General features: G+C 66.4%; 17 protein-coding genes and 1 tRNA gene. 9 read left to right on the forward strand and 9 right to left on the reverse strand.

The features are described 5' to 3' along the window. Window positions 1–5 precede the first annotated feature (5 nt). Complete coding sequence (locus tag AC1DP9_RS22315) at window positions 6–1,241, reverse strand: GNAT family N-acetyltransferase (protein WP_477108526.1); 1,236 nt, start codon at window positions 1,239–1,241, stop codon at window positions 6–8. A gap of 208 nt (window positions 1,242–1,449) precedes the next feature. Between AC1DP9_RS22315 and AC1DP9_RS22320 the strand changes: the two genes are divergently transcribed. Both AC1DP9_RS22320 and glnK read left to right on the forward strand, forming a co-directional pair. Continuing rightward, on the forward strand, window positions 1,450–3,516 hold the full coding sequence (locus AC1DP9_RS22320) for an NAD(+) synthase (protein ID WP_454756865.1): 2,067 nt from the start codon (window positions 1,450–1,452) through the stop codon (window positions 3,514–3,516). A 103-nt stretch (window positions 3,517–3,619) separates the two neighbouring features. After that, window positions 3,620–3,958 (forward strand): P-II family nitrogen regulator, encoded by a 339-nt coding sequence (gene glnK, locus AC1DP9_RS22325; RefSeq protein WP_061957551.1) that lies wholly within the window; start codon window positions 3,620–3,622, stop codon window positions 3,956–3,958. A gap of 68 nt (window positions 3,959–4,026) precedes the next feature. On the opposite strand, the gene AC1DP9_RS22330 is transcribed toward glnK, so the two are convergent. The 3 genes from AC1DP9_RS22330 to trxB all read right to left on the reverse strand — a co-directional run bounded on the left by AC1DP9_RS22330 (window position 4,027) and on the right by trxB (window position 6,391). Beyond that, the gene (locus AC1DP9_RS22330; protein WP_177219978.1) at window positions 4,027–4,668 is read right to left on the reverse strand and encodes a trimeric intracellular cation channel family protein; all 642 of its coding nucleotides are present in this window, start codon (window positions 4,666–4,668) and stop codon (window positions 4,027–4,029) included. 5 nt (window positions 4,669–4,673) lie between these two features. After that, on the reverse strand, window positions 4,674–5,339 hold the full coding sequence (locus AC1DP9_RS22335; protein ID WP_092298331.1) for a Smr/MutS family protein: 666 nt from the start codon (window positions 5,337–5,339) through the stop codon (window positions 4,674–4,676). A 98-nt stretch (window positions 5,340–5,437) separates the two neighbouring features. Further along, window positions 5,438–6,391, reverse strand: a complete 954-nt coding sequence (trxB, locus tag AC1DP9_RS22340) for a thioredoxin-disulfide reductase (RefSeq protein WP_092298334.1) — start codon at window positions 6,389–6,391, stop codon at window positions 5,438–5,440. Between the two features lie 187 nt (window positions 6,392–6,578). On the opposite strand from trxB, the gene AC1DP9_RS22345 reads away from it, so the two are divergent. The 3 genes from AC1DP9_RS22345 to AC1DP9_RS22355 all read left to right on the forward strand — a co-directional run bounded on the left by AC1DP9_RS22345 (window position 6,579) and on the right by AC1DP9_RS22355 (window position 10,111). After that, window positions 6,579–8,915, forward strand: coding sequence for a DNA translocase FtsK (locus tag AC1DP9_RS22345; RefSeq protein ID WP_092298468.1), 2,337 nt, complete (start codon window positions 6,579–6,581; stop codon window positions 8,913–8,915). Window positions 8,916–9,056: 141 nt separating this feature from the next. Further along, window positions 9,057–9,695 (forward strand): outer membrane lipoprotein chaperone LolA, encoded by a 639-nt coding sequence (gene lolA / locus AC1DP9_RS22350; protein ID WP_092298337.1) that lies wholly within the window; start codon window positions 9,057–9,059, stop codon window positions 9,693–9,695. Window positions 9,696–9,703: 8 nt separating this feature from the next. Then, a complete protein-coding gene (locus AC1DP9_RS22355) occupies window positions 9,704–10,111 on the forward strand; it encodes a hypothetical protein (RefSeq protein WP_441644527.1) in 408 nt (135 codons plus the stop codon). 18 nt (window positions 10,112–10,129) lie between these two features. Here the strand turns inward: AC1DP9_RS22355 and AC1DP9_RS22360 are convergent, their stop codons facing one another. Both AC1DP9_RS22360 and AC1DP9_RS22365 read right to left on the reverse strand, forming a co-directional pair. Beyond that, the gene (locus AC1DP9_RS22360) at window positions 10,130–10,297 is read right to left on the reverse strand and encodes a hypothetical protein (protein ID WP_176860900.1); all 168 of its coding nucleotides are present in this window, start codon (window positions 10,295–10,297) and stop codon (window positions 10,130–10,132) included. A 104-nt stretch (window positions 10,298–10,401) separates the two neighbouring features. After that, window positions 10,402–11,085 (reverse strand): hypothetical protein, encoded by a 684-nt coding sequence (locus tag AC1DP9_RS22365; RefSeq protein ID WP_092298340.1) that lies wholly within the window; start codon window positions 11,083–11,085, stop codon window positions 10,402–10,404. A 178-nt stretch (window positions 11,086–11,263) separates the two neighbouring features. Between AC1DP9_RS22365 and AC1DP9_RS22370 the strand changes: the two genes are divergently transcribed. The 3 genes from AC1DP9_RS22370 to AC1DP9_RS22380 all read left to right on the forward strand — a co-directional run bounded on the left by AC1DP9_RS22370 (window position 11,264) and on the right by AC1DP9_RS22380 (window position 14,216). After that, window positions 11,264–12,607 carry a replication-associated recombination protein A gene (locus tag AC1DP9_RS22370; RefSeq protein ID WP_477108527.1) on the forward strand — a complete coding sequence of 448 codons (1,344 nt, stop codon included), beginning with the start codon at window positions 11,264–11,266 and terminating at the stop codon, window positions 12,605–12,607. Between the two features lie 130 nt (window positions 12,608–12,737). Then, on the forward strand, window positions 12,738–14,045 hold the full coding sequence (serS, locus tag AC1DP9_RS22375) for a serine--tRNA ligase (RefSeq protein ID WP_092298474.1): 1,308 nt from the start codon (window positions 12,738–12,740) through the stop codon (window positions 14,043–14,045). A gap of 81 nt (window positions 14,046–14,126) precedes the next feature. Further along, a tRNA-Ser gene (locus AC1DP9_RS22380) sits at window positions 14,127–14,216 on the forward strand. A 116-nt stretch (window positions 14,217–14,332) separates the two neighbouring features. Here the strand turns inward: AC1DP9_RS22380 and AC1DP9_RS22385 are convergent. Further along, window positions 14,333–15,232, reverse strand: coding sequence for a LysR family transcriptional regulator (locus AC1DP9_RS22385; RefSeq protein WP_477108528.1), 900 nt, complete (start codon window positions 15,230–15,232; stop codon window positions 14,333–14,335). A 156-nt stretch (window positions 15,233–15,388) separates the two neighbouring features. Here AC1DP9_RS22385 and AC1DP9_RS22390 point away from each other — a divergent pair, with 156 nt between their 5' ends. After that, on the forward strand, window positions 15,389–16,153 hold the full coding sequence (locus AC1DP9_RS22390; protein WP_477108529.1) for an SDR family oxidoreductase: 765 nt from the start codon (window positions 15,389–15,391) through the stop codon (window positions 16,151–16,153). A 12-nt stretch (window positions 16,154–16,165) separates the two neighbouring features. Here AC1DP9_RS22390 and paeA read toward each other — a convergent pair whose 3' ends face one another. After that, window positions 16,166–17,488: a polyamine export protein PaeA gene (gene paeA / locus AC1DP9_RS22395; RefSeq protein ID WP_477108530.1), complete on the reverse strand. Its 1,323-nt coding sequence runs from the start codon at window positions 17,486–17,488 to the stop codon at window positions 16,166–16,168. Between the two features lie 87 nt (window positions 17,489–17,575). Next, window positions 17,576–18,529 carry a LysR family transcriptional regulator gene (locus AC1DP9_RS22400; RefSeq protein WP_441591883.1) on the reverse strand — a complete coding sequence of 318 codons (954 nt, stop codon included), beginning with the start codon at window positions 18,527–18,529 and terminating at the stop codon, window positions 17,576–17,578. Window positions 18,530–18,700 lie beyond the last annotated feature (171 nt).

Consider the following 18,700-nt stretch of genomic DNA (forward strand, 5'->3'; position numbering starts at 1 on the left):
TTTTTTTATTCGCCCCGGGCAAAGGGGCTGTGATCGTTCAACTCGTCGAGATAGGCGTCGATGCCCTGGCGCTCGCGGGCCAGGAAGCGCTCCACTGCATCGGCGAAGGACGGGTGCGCCAGCCAGTGCGCGGACCGCGTGGCCACCGGCAGGAAGCCGCGCGCCATCTTGTGCTCGCCCTGCGCGCCGCCTTCGAAGGTGCGCAGGCCCTCGGCGATGCAGAATTCGAGCGGCTGGTAGTACGCAGTCTCGAAGTGGAGGCACGGGTGGTGCTCCAGCGCGCCCCAGTAGCGGCCATAGAGCGTGCTGACGCGTGGATCGGTATCGAACACGACCAGCGAACTGGCGATGTCGCGGCCTTCCCGGGTGGCTATCACCAGCAGCAGGTTCTCGGGCATGGTCTCGCCGATGCGCCGGAAAAAGTCCAGATTCAGGTAGGGCGACGAATGGTGCTCGCGGTAGGTCTGGCGATAGCAGCGGTTGAAGAAGTTCCACGCCTCGTCGTCGATCTCCGCCCCGCGCAGCTGCCGGAAGGTGATGCCGGCGTCCGCCACGCGCCGGCGCTCCGCGCGGATATTCTTGCGCTTCTTCTGGGAAAGCGTGGCCAAAAAGGCGTCAAAGTCGGCGTAGCCGGGGTTGGTCCAGTGGAACTGCACGCCATGCCGCATCATCATGCCGGCTTCGTCCATCAAATCGGCCTCATGGTCGGACGGAAACAGCACGTGCAGCGAGGACATGCCCGATTCCTCGGCCAAGGCCAGCGCAAAGCGCAGCAGCAGGCGGCGGGCGATGTCGTTCTCGGCCAGCAGCCGGGCGCCGCGCACCGGCGTGAACGGGACGGCGGACAGCCACTTGGGGTAGTAGGGCACGTCGTGCTGGCGATAGGCGTCGGCCCAGGCCCAGTCGAACACATACTCGCCGTAGGAATGCGATTTCGCGTAGAGCGGCATCGCGGCGGCCAGCCGGTCGCGGCCCGTGCCGTGGCCGCCTTGCACCCCGTCTTGTACCCACAGCGTCAGGAAGCGTGGCGACCAGCCGGTGTCGTCGGTGGCGCTGCCGCTGGTGTGCATCGCGTGCAGGAAGGCGTGGCGCAGGAAGGGCGTGGCGTCGGGCTGGGCGGCCACGAGGGCGTCCCAGTCGGCGGCTGGCACCTCGGCCAGGTCCAGGACGATCTCCGTCCGGTAGTTAGCCACCGGGGTGTCCGGCTGTGCACTCACCGGCTGACACGATTCCGACTGCATTCCGCCCGATCCCACTCAAGAATTGAAGATTATTTGATCCGTCTGACGTCCGTCAGGTGCCGGACGAGTCTACCGGAAGACGTGCGGCGGCGCAGCCATGGGCCGCCAGGTGGCGTGCACGACGGTTGCGCGGTGCGCATCGTAGAATGACAGGCATCACGCCGATTGCCGCGCCGGCATGCGGGCGTCCCGAATCCGAAGGCCAGACATGACTCATCCGTTCTTCAACCTGTATTCCCACGGCTTTGCGCGCGTGGCCGTGGGCGTGCCCGAGTGCCGCGTGGCGGATCCGGCCTATAACGCCGACCAGACCCTGGAGCTGGCCCGCCAGGCCGTGCAAGGCGGCGCGGCGCTGGTCGCGTTCCCGGAACTGGGCCTGTCGGCCTACACCTGCGACGACCTGTTCCATCAGCGCGCGCTGCTGCGCGAGTGCGAACTGGCGCTCCAGCGCATCGTGGAAGCCTCGGTGTCGCTGCCGGCCGCGCTGGTGGTCGGGATGCCGCTGGTGGTGGAACATCAGCTATTCAACTGCGCCGTGGTGGTGGCCAACGGCGCCATCCAGGGCGTGGTGCCAAAGAGTTACCTGCCGAATTATTGGGAATTCTACGAGGCGCGCCAGTTCAGCGCAGCGGACTGCGCCCCCACCGAGGGCCGTATCTCGCTGCTCGGTGCCACGGTGCCGTTCGGCGCTGGGCTGCTGTTCGAGATCGAGAACATCCCGTTCTTCCGTTTCCACGTGGAAATCTGCGAGGACGTCTGGGTGCCGGTGCCGCCGTCGTCGTTCGCCGCGCTGGCCGGGGCCACGGTGCTGGTGAACCTGTCGGCGTCGAATATCGTCATCGGCAAGTCCGGCTACCGGCACCAGCTGGTGTCGCAGCAGTCGGCACGCTGCCTGGCGGCCTACCTGTACACCTCGGCGGGCAAGGGGGAGTCCTCCACCGACCTGGCCTGGGACGGCCAGGCGCTGATCTACGAGAACGGGGAACTTCTGGGCGAATCGGAGCGGTTTTCGGACCGTTCCCACCTGTTGACGGCCGATGTGGACCTGGAGCGGCTCTCGCGCGAGCGCATGCACCAGACCACCTTCGGCCATTCGGTGCGCCGTCATCGCGAGGAAGTCGAGAAATTCGAGATCGTCTCCTTCCGCGTGGACGTGCCCACGACGCAGAACCTGCCGCTCGCGCGCAAGGTAGAGCGCTTCCCCTATGTGCCGGCCGATCCGCGCCGCCGCGACGAGCGCTGCATGGAGGTCTACAACATCCAGGTGCAGGCGCTGGTGCAGCGGCTGTCGTCGAGCAAGATTTCGAAGGTGGTTATCGGCGTCTCGGGTGGGCTGGATTCCACCCATGCACTGCTGGTCTGCGCCGCCGCGATGGACCGCCTGGGCCTGCCGCGCGCCAATATCCTCGGCTACACCATGCCGGGCTTCGCCACCAGCGACCGCACGCTCGATCAGGCGCGGCAACTGATGACCTGGATTGGCTGCACGGCGCGCGAGATCGATATTCGTCCCAGTTGCATGGCGATGCTGAAAGATCTCGACCATCCCTACGCGAAAGGCGAGCCGGTCTACGACGTGACCTTCGAGAACGTGCAGGCCGGCGAGCGCACCAACCACCTGTTCCGGCTGGCCAACCACAATCACGCCATCGTGATTGGCACCGGCGACCTCAGCGAACTGGCGCTCGGCTGGTGTACCTATGGGGTGGGTGACCATATGTCCCACTACAACGTCAACGCCAGCGTGCCGAAGACGCTGATCAGCCATCTGGTGCGCTGGGTGGCCGAAACGGGCCAGGTGGCGGAGGGCGGGGAAGCGGTGCTGACGGCCGTGCTCGACACCGATATCAGCCCCGAACTGGTGCCCGGCGGCACAGCTGCGGACGGTCAGGACAAGGCGCCGGGCCAGAAGACCGAGCAGGTCATCGGGCCGTATGAATTGCAGGATTTCAACCTCTACTACACGCTGCGCTTCGGGTTTTCGCCCAGCAAGGTGGCCTTCCTGGCGCTCAGCGCCTGGGGCGACGTGGCGCGCGGCGAATGGCCGAACGGGCCGCATGTTGCGCGTAACGCCTACGAACTTGCCGAGATCAAGCGCGTTCTGGGGATTTTCGTCGACCGATTCTTCCGCACCAGCCAGTTCAAGCGGTCCTGCGTGCCGAATGCCCCGAAAGTGGGCTCGGGCGGGTCGCTTTCGCCGCGTGGCGACTGGCGCGCCCCGAGCGACGGGGAATCGGCGGTCTGGGTGCGTGATCTGGCCCGGATTCCGGACTGATCGAACCGGGGCGAAGGGGCCAAGTGTGCCCATACCCGCAATCCCGAGGCGGGTTTCGGGCTAGAATCTGTCATCTTCCGACAAACACAAATAGAGGCCAGCCATGAAGCAGATTACCGCCATCATCAAACCGTTCAAGCTCGACGAAGTGCGCGAGGCGCTGGCGGATGTGGGCGTGACCGGCCTCACCGTGACTGAGGTAAAGGGCTTCGGCCGCCAGAAGGGCCACACCGAGCTGTATCGTGGCGCCGAGTACGTGGTCGATTTCCTGCCGAAGATCAAGATCGAAGTGGTCGTGGCCGAGAACCAGCTCGACACCGTGCTCGATTCGATCGTGAAGGCTGCCCACACGGGCAAGATCGGTGACGGCAAGATCTTTGTGACCGAGATCGAGCGCGTGATCCGTATCCGCACCGGTGAGCAGGACGAAGCCGCAGTCTGATTGGGACTCATCGTCCAGACGCAAAAAAGCCGGCCCAGCGCCGGCTTTTTTCATTTCTGAGGGTTCTGCTAGCTTGGCAGTTTCCAGCCAAGCTGTACGGACAGCAGGCGCATGGCGATCGTGACCAACGCCCCGGTCAGCAGCGCCGCCTCCTGGTCGGCGCGTAGCCAAGTCAGGCCGACATAGACCCAGCAGCCCACAAACGAGCAGGTGGCGTAGGGCGAGCGGTCGCGCAGGATCATCGGCACTTCATTGCAGAGCACGTCGCGGACCACGCCGCCGAACACTGCCGAGATGATGCCCATCATCACCGCCACGGTCGGCGTCATCTGCGCCACCAGCGCCAGCGAGGTGCCCGTGACGGAGAACAGCCCCAGGCCGATGGCATCGGCGACCAGCATCGCCCGGTTCGAGGCCACCGTGCTCACCACGCGAAATACGATGGCCGCGCCGATCGACATCGCGAAGATCAGCAGCACGTAGTACTCGTGCTCGACCCAGTAGAACGGGCGCCGGTCCAGCAGGACGTCGCGCACGGTGCCGCCGCCGAACGCGGTGGCGAACGCGACGATGAACGTGCCGACGGCATCGAGCCGCTGCTTGCGCGCATCCACCACGCCCGAAATCGCAAACGCGAGCACGCCGACCACCTCCATCGCATGGAGGATCAGCGGCAGCCGCCCCATCAACAGATCGAACGGCAGGTGCATCGACATCAGGCGCGGGGCTGACGCAGCAAGACCATTAGGGCGCCGGCCCCGCCCAGCGACTCGCGGGCCTGGACGAAGGCGATGACTTCCTCCTTCTGCACCAGCCAGCTGCGCACCTTGCCCTTGAGGACCGGCAGCTTGTCCGGGGAGCCGATGCCCTTGCCGTGGATCACGCGCACGCAACGCACGCCGTTGCGCACCGAGCGGCGCAGGAATTCGGCCAGTGCCTCGCGCGCCTCGTCGCTGCGCAGGCCGTGCAGGTCCACCTTGTCTTGCGGTACCCACTCGCCACGGCGGAGCTTGCGGACCACGTCGATGCCGATACCGGGGCGCCGGAACGACATGGTTTCGTCGATATCGAGCAGATTCTCGACATCGAATTCGTCGGACAACGAGGCTTCCAGCACGGCTTTGTCGTTAAGCTGGGTCTGGATGGCGACGGGTGGGGGACGCTTGGGCGGATGCGCCACGTGGTTACGGTCACGCAGGGCGCTGACCTGGCCGACATTGCTGCGGAAGACGTTGGCTTCCTCGTCGGCGCGGCGGGCGGCGGCTTCGGCGGCCACGCGCTCGGCCTCGCGGCGTTCGGCGTCAGCCTTGAGATTGTCACGCACCGCGGCCAGATCGTGCAGGCCGAAGCGCTTGGAAGGGGATTTTGCGCCGTGCGACATGGAAAGATTCTCCGGGGGCTCGGCGTCGATTATAAGGGGATTGCGAGGGGGAGCGGCCTCCGCGCCCTCCATGGCGGAGGGGGTGGAGGCCGTGGCGCTTACTGCAGTGCCTCTACGAAGCGCTGGGCGTCCAGCGCGGCCATGCAGCCCGTGCCGGCGCTGGTGATGGCCTGGCGGTAGATGTGGTCCTGCACGTCGCCGGCGGCGAACACGCCCGGGATGTTGGTGGCCGTGGCATCGCCGGACAGGCCGCTCTTGGTCACGATGTAGCCGTTCTTCATGTCCAACTGGCCCACGAAGAGGTCGGTGTTCGGCTTGTGGCCAATCGCCACGAACACGCCGGCCAGCTTCAGGTCCTCGGTCTTGGCGGTGTCCTTGGTGCTGCGGATGCGCAGGCCGGTCACGCCCGACTCATCGCCCAGCACTTCATCGAGCGTATGGTCGTAGCGCAGTTCCACGCGGCCTTCCTTGACGCGCTGGAGCAGGCGGTCCACCAGGATCGGTTCGGCCTTGAACTTGTCGCGGCGGTGGATCAGGGTGACCTTGCTGGCGATATGCGACAGGTACAGCGCCTCTTCCACGGCCGTGTTGCCGCCGCCGACCACGGCGACTTCCTGGTTCTTGTAGAAGAAACCGTCGCAGGTGGCGCAGGCGGACACGCCGCGGCCCATGAACGACTCTTCCGACGGCAGGCCCAGGTACTGCGCCGAGGCGCCCGTGGCGATGATCAGCGCGTCGCAGGTGTACTCGCCCGAGTCCCCGATCAGGCGGATCGGCTTCTCGGTCAGCTTGGCCGTGTGGATGTGATCGAAGATGATTTCGGTGTTGAAGCGCTCGGCATGGGCCAGGAAACGCTGCATCAGGTCCGGGCCCTGCACGCCATTGGCGTCGGCGGGCCAGTTTTCCACGTCGGTGGTGGTCATCAGCTGGCCGCCCTGGGCCAGGCCGGTAATCAGCACGGGCTGGAGGTTGGCGCGGGCGGCGTAGACGGCGGCGGTGTAGCCGGCCGGACCCGACCCGAGAATCAGCACTTTTGCGTGTTTTGCGGACATGTTGCGTTCCTGTGGCCGGCGTACGCGCGTGTTGCGTTCGCGCCGGTGTAACTCGAAACCGCCATTATAAGTGGGCTGGCGTTTGCCGACTGTTGCAAATTCCAATGGGGCCGATAGCGCGCGCAAGGTTAAAATGGCCGCCATCGTCCACCCCGAGCGATCTGAAGCGATCATCCGAACCCAAGGCATGGCCCGCGCTACCACCACTACCCGGACCGACCCGTCGGCACTCCCCTCGCGAATCGCCAAGCTGCTGGGCGAGGTGCGCTGGTTCCTGCTGCTGGCCGTTACGCTCGGCTTCGTGTGCGTGCTGGCCAGCTACAGCAAGGCGGACCCCGGCTGGTCTCACGCCAGCCAGGTGGCCGATATCCACAATCTGGGCGGCCGCGTGGGCGCCTGGGTGGCGGACGTGCTGTTCTTCATCTTCGGCTTCTCCGCCTACTGGTGGAGCGTGCTGCTGATGCGCCGCTGCTGGCGCGGCTGGCGCACCCTGACCGCCGAACTCCCCGAGCGCGTGCCGGATCCGCAGCACAGCGTGGCGATCAGCTGGATCGGCTTTGGCCTGACGCTGGTATCGAGCATGGGCCTCGAGGCCATCCGCATGTACCCGCTGCGCGCCGCGCTGCCGCGCGCCCCGGGTGGCGTGCTGGGCGACCTGCTCGGCGGCTGGCTGCAACTGGCGCTGGGCTTTTCCGGCGCCACGCTGCTGTTGCTGCTGATGTTCGCCATCGGGCTGTCGCTGTTCTTCCATTTCTCCTGGCTCTCCGTGGCCGAACACGTCGGCGGCTTCGTCGAAACGCTGTTCCTCGGCTTCAAGGCCCGCCGCGAGAAGAAGCAGGACCGCATCATCGGCGCCGCGGCCAAGGTGGAACGGACCGAGACCGTGGAAGTGCAGCGCGTGCGCCAGGAGGAAGCCACCCCGGTGCAGATCGTGCGCCCGCAGGCCGTGCCCAAGCACGAACGGGTGGAGCGCGAGAAGCAGCAGCCGCTGTTCGCCGATATCCAGGACTCCGACCTGCCGCCGCTGTCGCTGCTCGACGCCGTGCCGGCCCATCAGGAGACGGTGAGCGCCGAAACGCTCGAATTCACGTCGCGGCTGATCGAGAAGAAGCTCAAGGACTTCGGCGTCGAAGTCAAGGTCGTGGCCGCCTACCCGGGGCCGGTCATCACCCGCTATGAGATCGAGCCGGCTACCGGCGTCAAGGGCAGCCAGATTGTCAATCTGGCGCGCGACCTGGCGCGTTCGCTGTCGCTGGTGTCGATCCGCGTGGTGGAAACCATCCCGGGCAAGAACTACATGGGGCTGGAGCTGCCGAACCCCAAGCGCCAGACCGTTCGCCTGACTGAAATTCTCGGTTCCCACGTCTACAACGAAAGCGCGTCCAGCCTGACCATGGCGCTGGGCAAGGACATCGCCGGCAAGCCGATGGTGGCCGACCTCGCCAAGATGCCGCACTGCATGGTGGCCGGCACGACTGGCTCGGGCAAGTCGGTGGGCATCAACGCGATGATCCTGTCGCTGCTCTACAAGGCCAAGCCCGAGGCCGTGCGCCTGATCCTGATCGACCCGAAGATGCTGGAAATGAGTGTCTACGAGGGCATTCCGCACCTGCTCTGCCCGGTGGTCACGGACATGCGCCAGGCCGGCAACGCGCTGAACTGGGCCGTGGGCGAGATGGAGCGGCGCTACAAGCTCATGAGCAAGCTGGGCGTGCGCAACCTGGCCGGCTACAACAAGAAGATCGATGAGGCGGCGGCGCGCGAGGAAAAGGTGCCGAATCCGTTCAGCCTGACGCCGGACGCCCCCGAGCCACTCGAGAAGCTGCCGACCATCGTCATCGTCATCGACGAACTGGCCGACCTGATGATGGTGGTGGGCAAGAAGGTCGAGGAACTGATCGCCCGTATTGCCCAGAAGGCCCGCGCGGCCGGCCTGCATTTGGTGCTGGCCACCCAGCGGCCGTCCGTGGATGTGATTACCGGCCTGATCAAGGCCAATGTGCCGACGCGGATCGCGTTCCAGGTCAGCAGCAAGATCGACTCGCGCACCATCCTTGACCAGCAGGGCGCCGAGGCGCTGCTGGGCATGGGCGACATGCTCTACCTCGCGCCGGGCACCGGGTTTCCGGTGCGCGTTCACGGCGCCTTCGTCTCCGATGAGGAAGTGCACCGCGTGGTGGAGCAGCTCAAGGCGTCCGGCGAGGCCAACTATATCGAGGGCATTCTCGAAGGCGGGCTGGTCGATGGCGACGGCGCGGGCGACAGCCTGGGCGGCGGCGCTGGCATTGGCGGCGGGGGCGGCGAGGCCGATCCGCTGTACGATCAGGCCGTCGAGGTGGTGGTCAAGAACCGCCGGGCGTCGATCTCGCTGGTGCAGCGCCACCTGCGCATCGGCTACAACCGCGCCGCGCGGCTGCTCGAGGATATGGAGAAGGCCGGACTGGTCTCGGCCATGTCGGGCAACGGCAACCGCGACATCCTGGTGCCGGCCGGCGCCGGGGCCGGTGCGCGCGACGACGACTGAACGCGTCCGGGGCGGCAAAGGGCGGCGAGGGGTGGCCGGCGTCAAATGTGACGCGTAACATACCGTTACCCCGGTCACAGGAATCCGGCGCCCCGCGCCCGGCTCTAACCGGGCATTCACTACTCAGGAAAGGCTGACTCCATGCGACATCGCATTCTTGCGTCCACCTGCGCCGCGCTTGTGCTGCTGACGGCTGCCGCATCGGCCGCCCAGGCCGCCGCGACAGACCAGCTGCAGAGTTTTGTGACCAGCGTGAAGACCGCGCGTGGCGAATTCACCCAGAAACAGCTCAAGGGGCAGGGCGGCGAAGGCAAGGCCGGCGGCACGTCCAGCGGAACCTTCGCGTTCTCGCGCCCCGGCAAGTTCACGTGGCGCTACACCAAGCCCTACGAGCAACTGCTCCAGGCCGATGGCCAGACGCTGTTCATCTACGATAAAGACCTGAACCAGGTGACCGAGCGCAAGCTGGACAACGCGCTGGGCTCGAGCCCGGCCGCCATCCTGTTCGGGAGCAACGACCTGAGCAAGAATTTCGATGTGAAGAACGGCGCCACGCGCGACGGCGTGGAATGGCTGGAGCTGACGCCAAAGTCGAAAGACACCCAGTTCGAGAAGATCCAGATCGGCTTCAAGGCCGGCAACCTGGAGGCGATGGAGTTGCGCGATGCCTTCGGCAATACCACGCTGCTGACCTTCTCGGCGATGCAGAAGAATCCGTCGCTGCCGGCGGACACGTTCCGCTTCACGGTGCCGAAGGGCGCCGACGTGATGAAGCAATGAGGCCCACCATGCCCGCCGATTTTTCGCCGTCCGTTCTGAAGCCCCGCCTGCTGGCCGGGGCCGCCGTCCTGCTGCTGGCCGCATGCGCCCAGGCGCCGGCCAATCGGTTCGACGTGGATGCCTTCCTGCGTGCATCGGATACGGCCATGCCCGAAGTGCTCGGCAATCCGGACTTCCTCAAGGCCACGCGCGTGCCGCACTCGCAGTGCGCCACGCTGCTCCAATCGGCGCACAGCGGGGTGCTGGAAGACCTGCCGGCCAGCAATGCGGCGCGTGGGCCGGCATGGCTGCTCCATCCGGCCGATGCGCCGGACAAGGTATGGCTGGTGGTGGGAGTGGCCGGTGGCGAGCGGACCTGCCATGGCCCGCTGCCTGCGGATGCCATGAAGACGCTGGCCGACCGGGCCAAGGGCTGAGGGCTGACGCCCGCGGCGCTACGCCTGCGCTTCGCGCGCGTAGCGCTGGCGCGGCACCGGCAGCTTCTGCAGTTTCTCGCGCCGGATCCTGATCGCTTCCTCGTCGCCGCGCTTGATCGCGGCGCGCAACTTCAACACGGCTTTCCGATATTGCTTCTTCTTGCGGATGCGGGTCGTGATGGCCATGGCAGTGGCTTCCTCCTGGCGAGCCGGCCGTCGGGCCGGCGGGGTTGGAAAAGCTGGGCAAGCCTGGGTAGACCTAGGTAAGCGTCAAGGCGAGCCCCATGGTATCAGAGGAGGAAGCGGCGGTTGTCGTTGGGCGGATACTGGCTTTCCACCTTCTTGAACCGCAGCTTGGTGCTGCTGTTGAGCTTGCGCCCTGCCATCTTGCGCTGCAACTGCCGGTGCACGGCGCGGATATGGCCGACCGAGCCCTGGGCATAGGGCTGGCCATCGGTGGCGCCGGGCAGGCCGCCGCCGGCAGCAAGTGCAGCATTGTGCGCTTCCGCCGATTTCTTGATCAGCACGTCCAGCGCCTGGCGCGCGCGCACGGCCGCGTGCAGCGGACCATCGGCCGGATTGGCCTTGGCCCGCACCGCGTCCTGCGGCAGCCGCACGTTGCCGGCCACGCGGCGCAGCGCCGCGCGCAGTTCGGCGCCATCGAACTGGCCTTCCTGGACGATCCACACCGCGTCATGGCGCAGCCAGCCTTCCACATCGGCCAGCCGGCGCAGCAGCGCGGGCATCAGCATCCGACCGCCGAAGCGGCGCGAGCGCCGGATCGCGGACAGTCCGATGCGGCGTACCTGCGGGTTCTCATGGTCGACCAGATCCTCGATCAGGCGGTCGGCCTCCTCCTGCGATCCGATCATTTCGGAAAACTGCCCTGCCAACGAGATTTCTTCCACGCCGCTGAGCTTGTTCTTGCTCGCGAGGCGGGACATCTTGAACAACAGCATGCGGTAACGCAGCATAGGGATCCTCGAACTTGTAACCGATGAATCTGCCACGCCCGGTCGGGTGATACGCGGGCCATTGGATGTTATCGGCAAGGTTGAAGGGATTCTTTAGGCCATCGGGCGATGGTCTACACTGTCACGTTCCGCGCCGCGGCCAGCCCGCGCGCGCCCAGATCCAAGAGGTAGAACCATCGTGGCGGATTCGCTGTTTTCCGACCCCCCTGAACGTTCCCGGCAGCCGCTGGCGGAACGCCTGCGCCCGCGCACCATCGACGAAGTCATCGGCCAGCAGCATCTGCTGGGGGCCGGCAAGCCGCTGCGCGTGGCGTTCGCGTCCGGCGAGCCGCATTCGATGATCCTGTGGGGTCCGCCCGGCGTGGGCAAGACCACGCTGGCGCGGCTGATGGCCAACGCGTTCGATGCCGAGTTCATTGCGCTGTCGGCCGTGCTGTCGGGCGTCAAGGACATCCGCGAGGCGGTGGAGCGCGCCGAGCAGTACCGCGCCCACGGCCGCCGCACGCTGGTGTTTGTCGATGAAGTGCACCGCTTCAACAAGAGCCAGCAGGATGCCTTTCTGCCGCACGTGGAAAGCGGCCTGTTCACGTTCATCGGCGCAACCACGGAAAACCCGTCGTTCGAGGTCAACGGCGCGCTGCTGTCCCGGGCGGCCGTCTACGTGCTCAAGAGCCTGGACGACGCCGAACTGAAGCAGCTCGTGCTGCGCGCCAGCGAGGAACTGGGCGGGCTGACCTGGGAGGACGAGGCGCTCCAGCTGATCGTCGGCTCGGCCGACGGCGACGGGCGCAAGCTGCTGAACAATATCGAGATCGTCGCGCGCGCGGCCCGCAACGCGGGGCAGGACCGCATCGACACGCCGCTGCTGGGCAGCGCGCTGGCCGAGAACCTGCGCCGCTTCGACAAGGGCGGTGATGCGTTCTACGACCAGATCAGCGCGCTCCACAAGTCCGTGCGCGGGTCCGATCCGGACGGCACGCTGTACTGGTTCTGCCGCATGCTCGATGGCGGCGCGGATCCGCGCTACCTCGCGCGGCGCATCGTGCGGATGGCCTGGGAGGACATCGGGTTGGCCGATCCACGTGCCGCTCGAATCACATTAGATGCGGCCGAGACCTACGAGCGGCTCGGCTCGCCCGAGGGCGAACTGGCGCTGGCCCAGGCGCTGCTGTACCTCGCCGTCGCCCCGAAATCGAATGCCGGCTACAACGCCTACAACGCCGCGCGGGCCTTCGTGGCCAAGGACAAGTCGCGCCAGGTGCCGGTGCACCTGCGCAACGCGCCGACCAAGCTGATGAAGGAACTCGGTTACGGCCACGCCTACCGCTACGCGCACGACGAGCCCGAGGCCTACGCCGCCGGCGAGCACTACCTGCCCGACGACCTCCGCCGCCAGGACTGGTACCAGCCCACACCACGTGGCCTGGAAGGCAAGATCAGCGACAAACTGCGCCATCTGCGCGACCTCGACGCGGCCTGGCATCGCGAACATCGGCCGGACAAGGGCGGTGAGAAAGAGTGAGACGACTCTGAAAATGCCGAACAAGGCTGGAAAAGGGCGCTGACTCCGTCGCGGCAGGGGGTGCCGGTGCAGTAAAATGGCGCCCATCGCCGGCATGTCGCCGGCACTGCACATCCATCGCTCCCGCAACATGCTCGACATCCAGCTGCTCCGCAAAGACATCGACGCCGTGGCCCAACGGCTGGCCACGCGCGGTTTTCAACTCGACGTGGCGACGTTCCAGGCCCTCGAGGCCGAACGCAAGCAACTGCAAACGCAGACCGAAGACCTGCAGGCGCGCCGCAACAGCTTGTCGAAGCAGATCGGCATGCTCAAGGGCAAGGGCGAAGACGCCTCCGGCCCGATGGCCGAGGTCGCCGGCATTGGCGACACGCTGAAGGCGTCGGCCCAGCGCCTGGCCGAGATCCAGGAACAGATCCACGACGCGATCATGTCGGTCCCGAACCTGCCGGACGCGAGCGTGCCGGTGGGCAGCGACGAGACCGGCAATGTCGAGGTACGCCGCGTCGGCACGCCGCGCACGTTCGACTTCGAGGTCAAGGACCACGTGGACGTGGGCGCGAAGCTCGGCCTCGACTTCGAGACCGCCACGCGCGTGACCGGCTCGCGCTTCTCCTTCCTGCGTGGCGGCCTGGCGCGCATGCACCGCGCGCTGGTGCAGCTGATGGTGGACACCCACACGCTCGAGCACGGCTACACCGAGATGTACGTGCCGTACATCGTCAATGCCGCGTCGATGCGTGGCACGGGCCAACTGCCCAAGTTCGAGGACGACCTGTTCAAGGTGCCGCGCAAGGTCGGCGGCGAGGATGGCCAGGACACCATCGAGAACTTCTACCTGATCCCGACCGCCGAAGTGCCGCTGACCAATATGGTCCGCGACGCCATCGTGGCCGGCGACAAGCTGCCGCTGCGCTACGTCGCCCACACGCCGTGCTTCCGCTCGGAAGCAGGCTCGTACGGCAAGGACACGCGCGGCATGATCCGCCAGCATCAGTTCGACAAGGTGGAGATGGTGCAGGTGGTGCCGCCCGAGCAGTCGATGGACGCGCTCGAGCAGATGACCGGCCATGCCGAGGCCATCCTCAAGAAGCTGGAACTGCCGTTCCGCACCGTGGTGCTCTGCACGGGCGACATGGGCTTCGGCAGCACCAAGACCTATGACATCGAGGTGTGGATTCCGGCGCAGAACACCTACCGCGAGATCAGCTCGTGCTCGAGCATGGGCGACTTCCAGGCGCGCCGCATGCAGGCCCGCTTCCGCGCGGGGCAGGGCAAGCCGGAACTCGTGCACACGCTGAACGGCTCGGGCCTGGCCGTGGGCCGCACGCTGGTGGCGATTCTCGAGAACTACCAGAATGCCGACGGTTCGCTGACCGTGCCGAAGGCGCTGCAGCCGTATATGGGCGGCATCACAACGCTGCAACCGGAGGCGTAAAAATTATTGCGGAAGCCGCTTGCAAAGGCGGGCGCAACATCGCTATAATCTTGGTTTCGCCGCAAGGTCGACCAAGTTACCGGAGAGGTGGCAGAGTGGTCGAATGTACCTGACTCGAAATCAGGCGTACCGGCGACGGTACCGTGGGTTCGAATCCCACCCTCTCCGCCAAATAAGAAGCTGCCCGGTTCGCTGGGTAAGCAACAAATAGCAGTAACACTCAGACCGACGCACTGTGCAAGCAGGCGTCGGTTTTGTTTTTCTACACGTCCCCTCCCGCGTTCCCTCTACACATCCCAATACGGCGGACTGCCGATCGCTTCGCGCAGGTGCTCCACCAGCGCACGCAGCTTGGCGGACGCGCGTCGGCCTTCCGCGTGGGCGACGTAGATCGATTCGGCTGCCGTCTGCACGCCGATGTCCACGCTCCGCAACGCGCCCGATTTCAATGCAGCGCCGGCCAGGAAGGTCGGCAATAGCGCGATGCCGAGGCCGGCCAGCGCCGCGTCCAGCATCATGTCGCCATTGTTGACCCGCAGGCGGGCGCGGGCGCGTAGCGAAGTCATTTCGCCGTCCTGCAGGAACGACCAGTCCGCGATGCCCCGATTCGTATAGAAGATGCCGTGATGGCGCTGCAAGGCCTCGGGCGAGTCTGGCGCGCCGCATTGGTCGAGGTAGGCCGGCGATGCCACGAGCAGCCGGCGGCTCGGCGCCAGGGGCCACGCCACCAGCCGCGAATCGCCGACGGCGCCGTGGCGGATCACCGCGTCGTAGCCTTCCGATGACGCATCCACGCGACGGTCGTCCAGATCTAGTGAGAGATCGATGTCGGGATGCCGGGCCAGGAAGGGGTAGAGCGCCGGCCCCAGGTGCAGGCGTCCGAACGTGACTGGCGCGGCGATCCGCAGCGGGCCGGACAGCGTGCCGCGCCGCTCGGCCATCTCCGCTGCGGCGTCCTCCACTTCCCGCAGGATCCGGGTGGCGCGTTCCAGGAACGCGGCGCCGTCTTCGGTCAGGCTCACCCGCCGCGTGGTGCGGTGAAGCAGGCGCGCGCCCAGCACTTGCTCCATCTCCGCCAGCCGCTCGCTGACTACCGATTTCGACAGGTGCAGCCGGCGCGCCGCCTCTGTGATCGACCCAGACTCGGCCACCGCCACGAAACTCGCCACCCCTTCCAGTTTGAACATTGTTCGGTTTTTCCGAAAAGCAGAATCATGATTAGCAATATACCGCTATCTAATCCCAGCGCCCATACTGGGTTCAGACGCGGCGCACCTGGGTGTGCCGAACCGAAATCGATAGATCAAATCAACGAATCAACTCAACGGAAACCGGAGCACATCATGGAACGACTGAACGGCAAGGTGGCGATCATCACGGGTGCAAGCAGCGGCATTGGCCTGGCCACGGCGGAGTTGTTTGCGAAGGAGGGCGCGAAGCTCGTGGTTGGCGCGCGGCGGCAGGCGGAACTGGACGCCCTCGTGGCCCGCATCCGCGCCGCCGGTGGCGAGGCGGTTGCACTGGCGGGCGACGTCCGGGACGAAAACTATGCCCGCGCCCTGGTGGATCTGGCGGTCGAGCAGTACGGCAAGTTGGACATCGCCTTCAACAACGCGGGCACGTTGGGTGAAGGCGGCCCGAGCACCGGGGTGTCGGAAGCTGGCTGGAACGACACGCTGGCGATCAACCTGACCGGCGCGTTCCTCGGCGCCAAGCACCAGATCGCGCAGATGGCGAAGCAGGGCGGGGGATCGGTGATCTTCACGTCGACGTTCGTCGGCTACTCGTTCGCGTTCCCGGGCGTGGCCGCCTATGCCGCGAGCAAGGCCGGCCTGATCGGCCTGACGCAGGCGCTGGCGTCCGAGTACGGGCCGCAAGGCGTGCGGGTCAACGCCATCCTGCCGGGCGCGGTGGACACCGAAATGTATCGTGACATGAACAATACGACCGAATCGCAGGCGTTCATCACCGGACTCCACGCTCTCAAGCGCGTGGCCAAGCCGGAAGAACTGGCGCGGTCGGTGCTGTACCTGGCGTCTGACGACGCGGCGTTCGTGACCGGCACGGCGTCCCTGGTGGACGGCGGCGCCTCCGTCACGCGCACGTGACTCAGACCTGAGTCAGTGGTCCCCGGCTGTCGCGGCGGTCGGCGCCACCGCGCCCGGCAGCCGCGACACCAGCAGCTGGTCGATCTTGTGATGATCGATATCCAGCACCTCGAAGCGGTAGCCCGCCACGGTGATCGACTCGGATTTCTTCGGAATCCGCTTCAGTGAGTAGATCACCAGGCCGGCCGCCGTATCGACGTAGTCCTCGCCGGGCAGCGAATCGAGTTCGAGCGCCTTCTTGAGGTCCACCAGCGGCGTCACGCCGTCCACCAGCCATGACGTCTCGTCGCGCCGCACGATCTGCTCGTCCTCGGCCGAATACAGGATGTCCCCCATTAGCGCGCCGACGATGTCGTCGAGCGTGACGATGCCCACCACGAGCCCGTACTCGTTCATCACCACCGCAAAGCTCTCGTGCATCTCGCGGAACCGCGTCAGGGACTCGGACAGCGTCAGCGTGTCCGGAATCACCAGCACGTTCTTGTCGTGATGCCGGCCGATGTTGCCGAGCACCGTGGCGCTCTCGTCGGCCAGCAGCCGTTGCAGGATGTCCTTCGAGTCGATGTAGCCCAGCACGTCGTCCAGGTCGTGACCGCAGACCGGGTATTGCGCGTGCGGCTGGCTGACCAGCTTGCGGCGCACGCTGTCGGCGGTCTCGTCCAGCGTCAGGAAGATCACGTCGTCACGCGGGGTCATGATCGCCGTGATGCCCTTCGAGTCGAGTTCGAACACGTTTTCGATCAGGTGCAGCTCGTGCTTGTGGAGCACGCCGGCCTCGGCGCCGGCATCGACCATCGCGGCGATGTCCTCGGTGGTGATCTGGTCCACCGGCTTGGTCGGGATGCCGAGCAGCTTCAGCATCGCGTCCGCCGCCGCGTTGAAGATCCACACCACCGGCTTCAGCACGCGCAGCAGCGTGAGAATCGGCTCAATGACCACCACCGCGCAGCGCTCGGGGAAGGTCATGGCGATGCGCTTCGGAATCAGGTCCGCGAACTGGATGAACAGCAGCGTCACCACCAGGAAGGAGCCGATATTGGCCACGCGCAGCGCGTGGGTGGCGCTCATATAGGGGGTCAGCGCGGCGAAGACGAGGTCGGAGACGTGTTTCTCGCCCAGGATACCGGCGAGGATGGCCACGCTGTTCACGCCGATCTGCACGATGGTGAAGAAGTTGCCGGGCTCTTCCTTGAGCCGCAGCACCTTGGTGGCGCGGCGGTCGCCGCGCTCGGCCAGGACCTGGAGCTTGGTGCGCCGGGCGGCCGTCAGCGCGATCTCCGAAATCGAGAAGAACGCGCTTATCAGGACGAGGAGAATCAGGGTCAGGACGAACATGGGGGTTTCACGCGCCTGTCGGGGCGGGTTGATGATGGTGTACGCCGCGCAGGTCTGTCAATGCGGCGTTTCTGAGGGCGGCGCGGCTCATTTCTCGGGCGCGTCGAACTGCACGCGCGGGGCTTCGAGCCGGTGGGGCAGGGTGGCCGCCAGCTCGGCGGCGGCGGCCGTGAACTGGGTGCGCATGTCGTCCACGAGGCTGGAGGCGCCCCGGTGGCTCGCGCGCAGCAGCTGGATCTCGAAAGGCAGCATCGGCTCGATATCGTGCAGCGCCACATTGGCCGGATTGGCGCTCAGGGCCGTGTACTGGTCGAGCACGGTCAGGCCGAGCCCCGCATCGACGAGTGCCAGCGCCAGCGAGTAGGTCTGCACCTCCAGCGTGGAATGCGGCTCCAGCGCGTGGCGCGCCAGCGTCTGCCGCACCAGCAGGCCCAGCGAGGTGTCGTCGTCGTAGCCGACGAAGGGGCGGTCCATCAGCTTGTGCATCGACACCGCCCCGCGCCGCCCCCCGGCCGGCAGCGGCAGCGTGCGCGGCACGGCAAGCAGCATCCGGCCGGCGGCCACCGGCTCCGAGGAGATGGCCTCGTGCCGGGGCGGCGAAAAGGCGAAACCCACGTCGATCTGGTTGGCCAGCAGCGCGTCCACGATCTCGTTGGTATGGTGCGTCAGCACCTGGACCTGCGTTTCCGGATGCCGCGCGCAGAAGCGCCGCACGGCCGGCACCAGCAGCGGGTTGGCCAGGCTCGGCGTGGCCGCTACGCGCAGCCGCCCGGCGCCCTTGTGGCGCAGGCTCTCGGACACGCGCCGCACGCGCTCGATCTCCCCATATAGCCTTTCGACATCCCCATAGAGCGCGGTCGCCTCGGGCGTGGGCTGCAGCCGGCCGCGCACGCGCTCGAACAAACGAAAGCCCAGCGAGGCTTCGGCGTGCTGCAATACCCGCGTCACCACGGGCTGGGAGACGTGGAGCAGGCGCGCGGCCTCGCTGACGGTGCCGGTCAGCATGACGGCGCGGAAGACTTCGATCTGGCGCAGGCGCATCGTTGTGGTGCTGGATATTGTCCGGAAAGGTGCGGCGGAAACCGGCCAGGACGGCCGTGCACTACGGGTAAGCCCGGGTGGCCGGCATCCATAGCCTGGGGACATATTCTGGCACGTATTGGCATTGGGCAAGCCGCGCGCGGTGGACTACGCTCTGGCCCATCGTTTCGA

The organism is Cupriavidus sp. 01L43, from assembly GCF_056399925.1.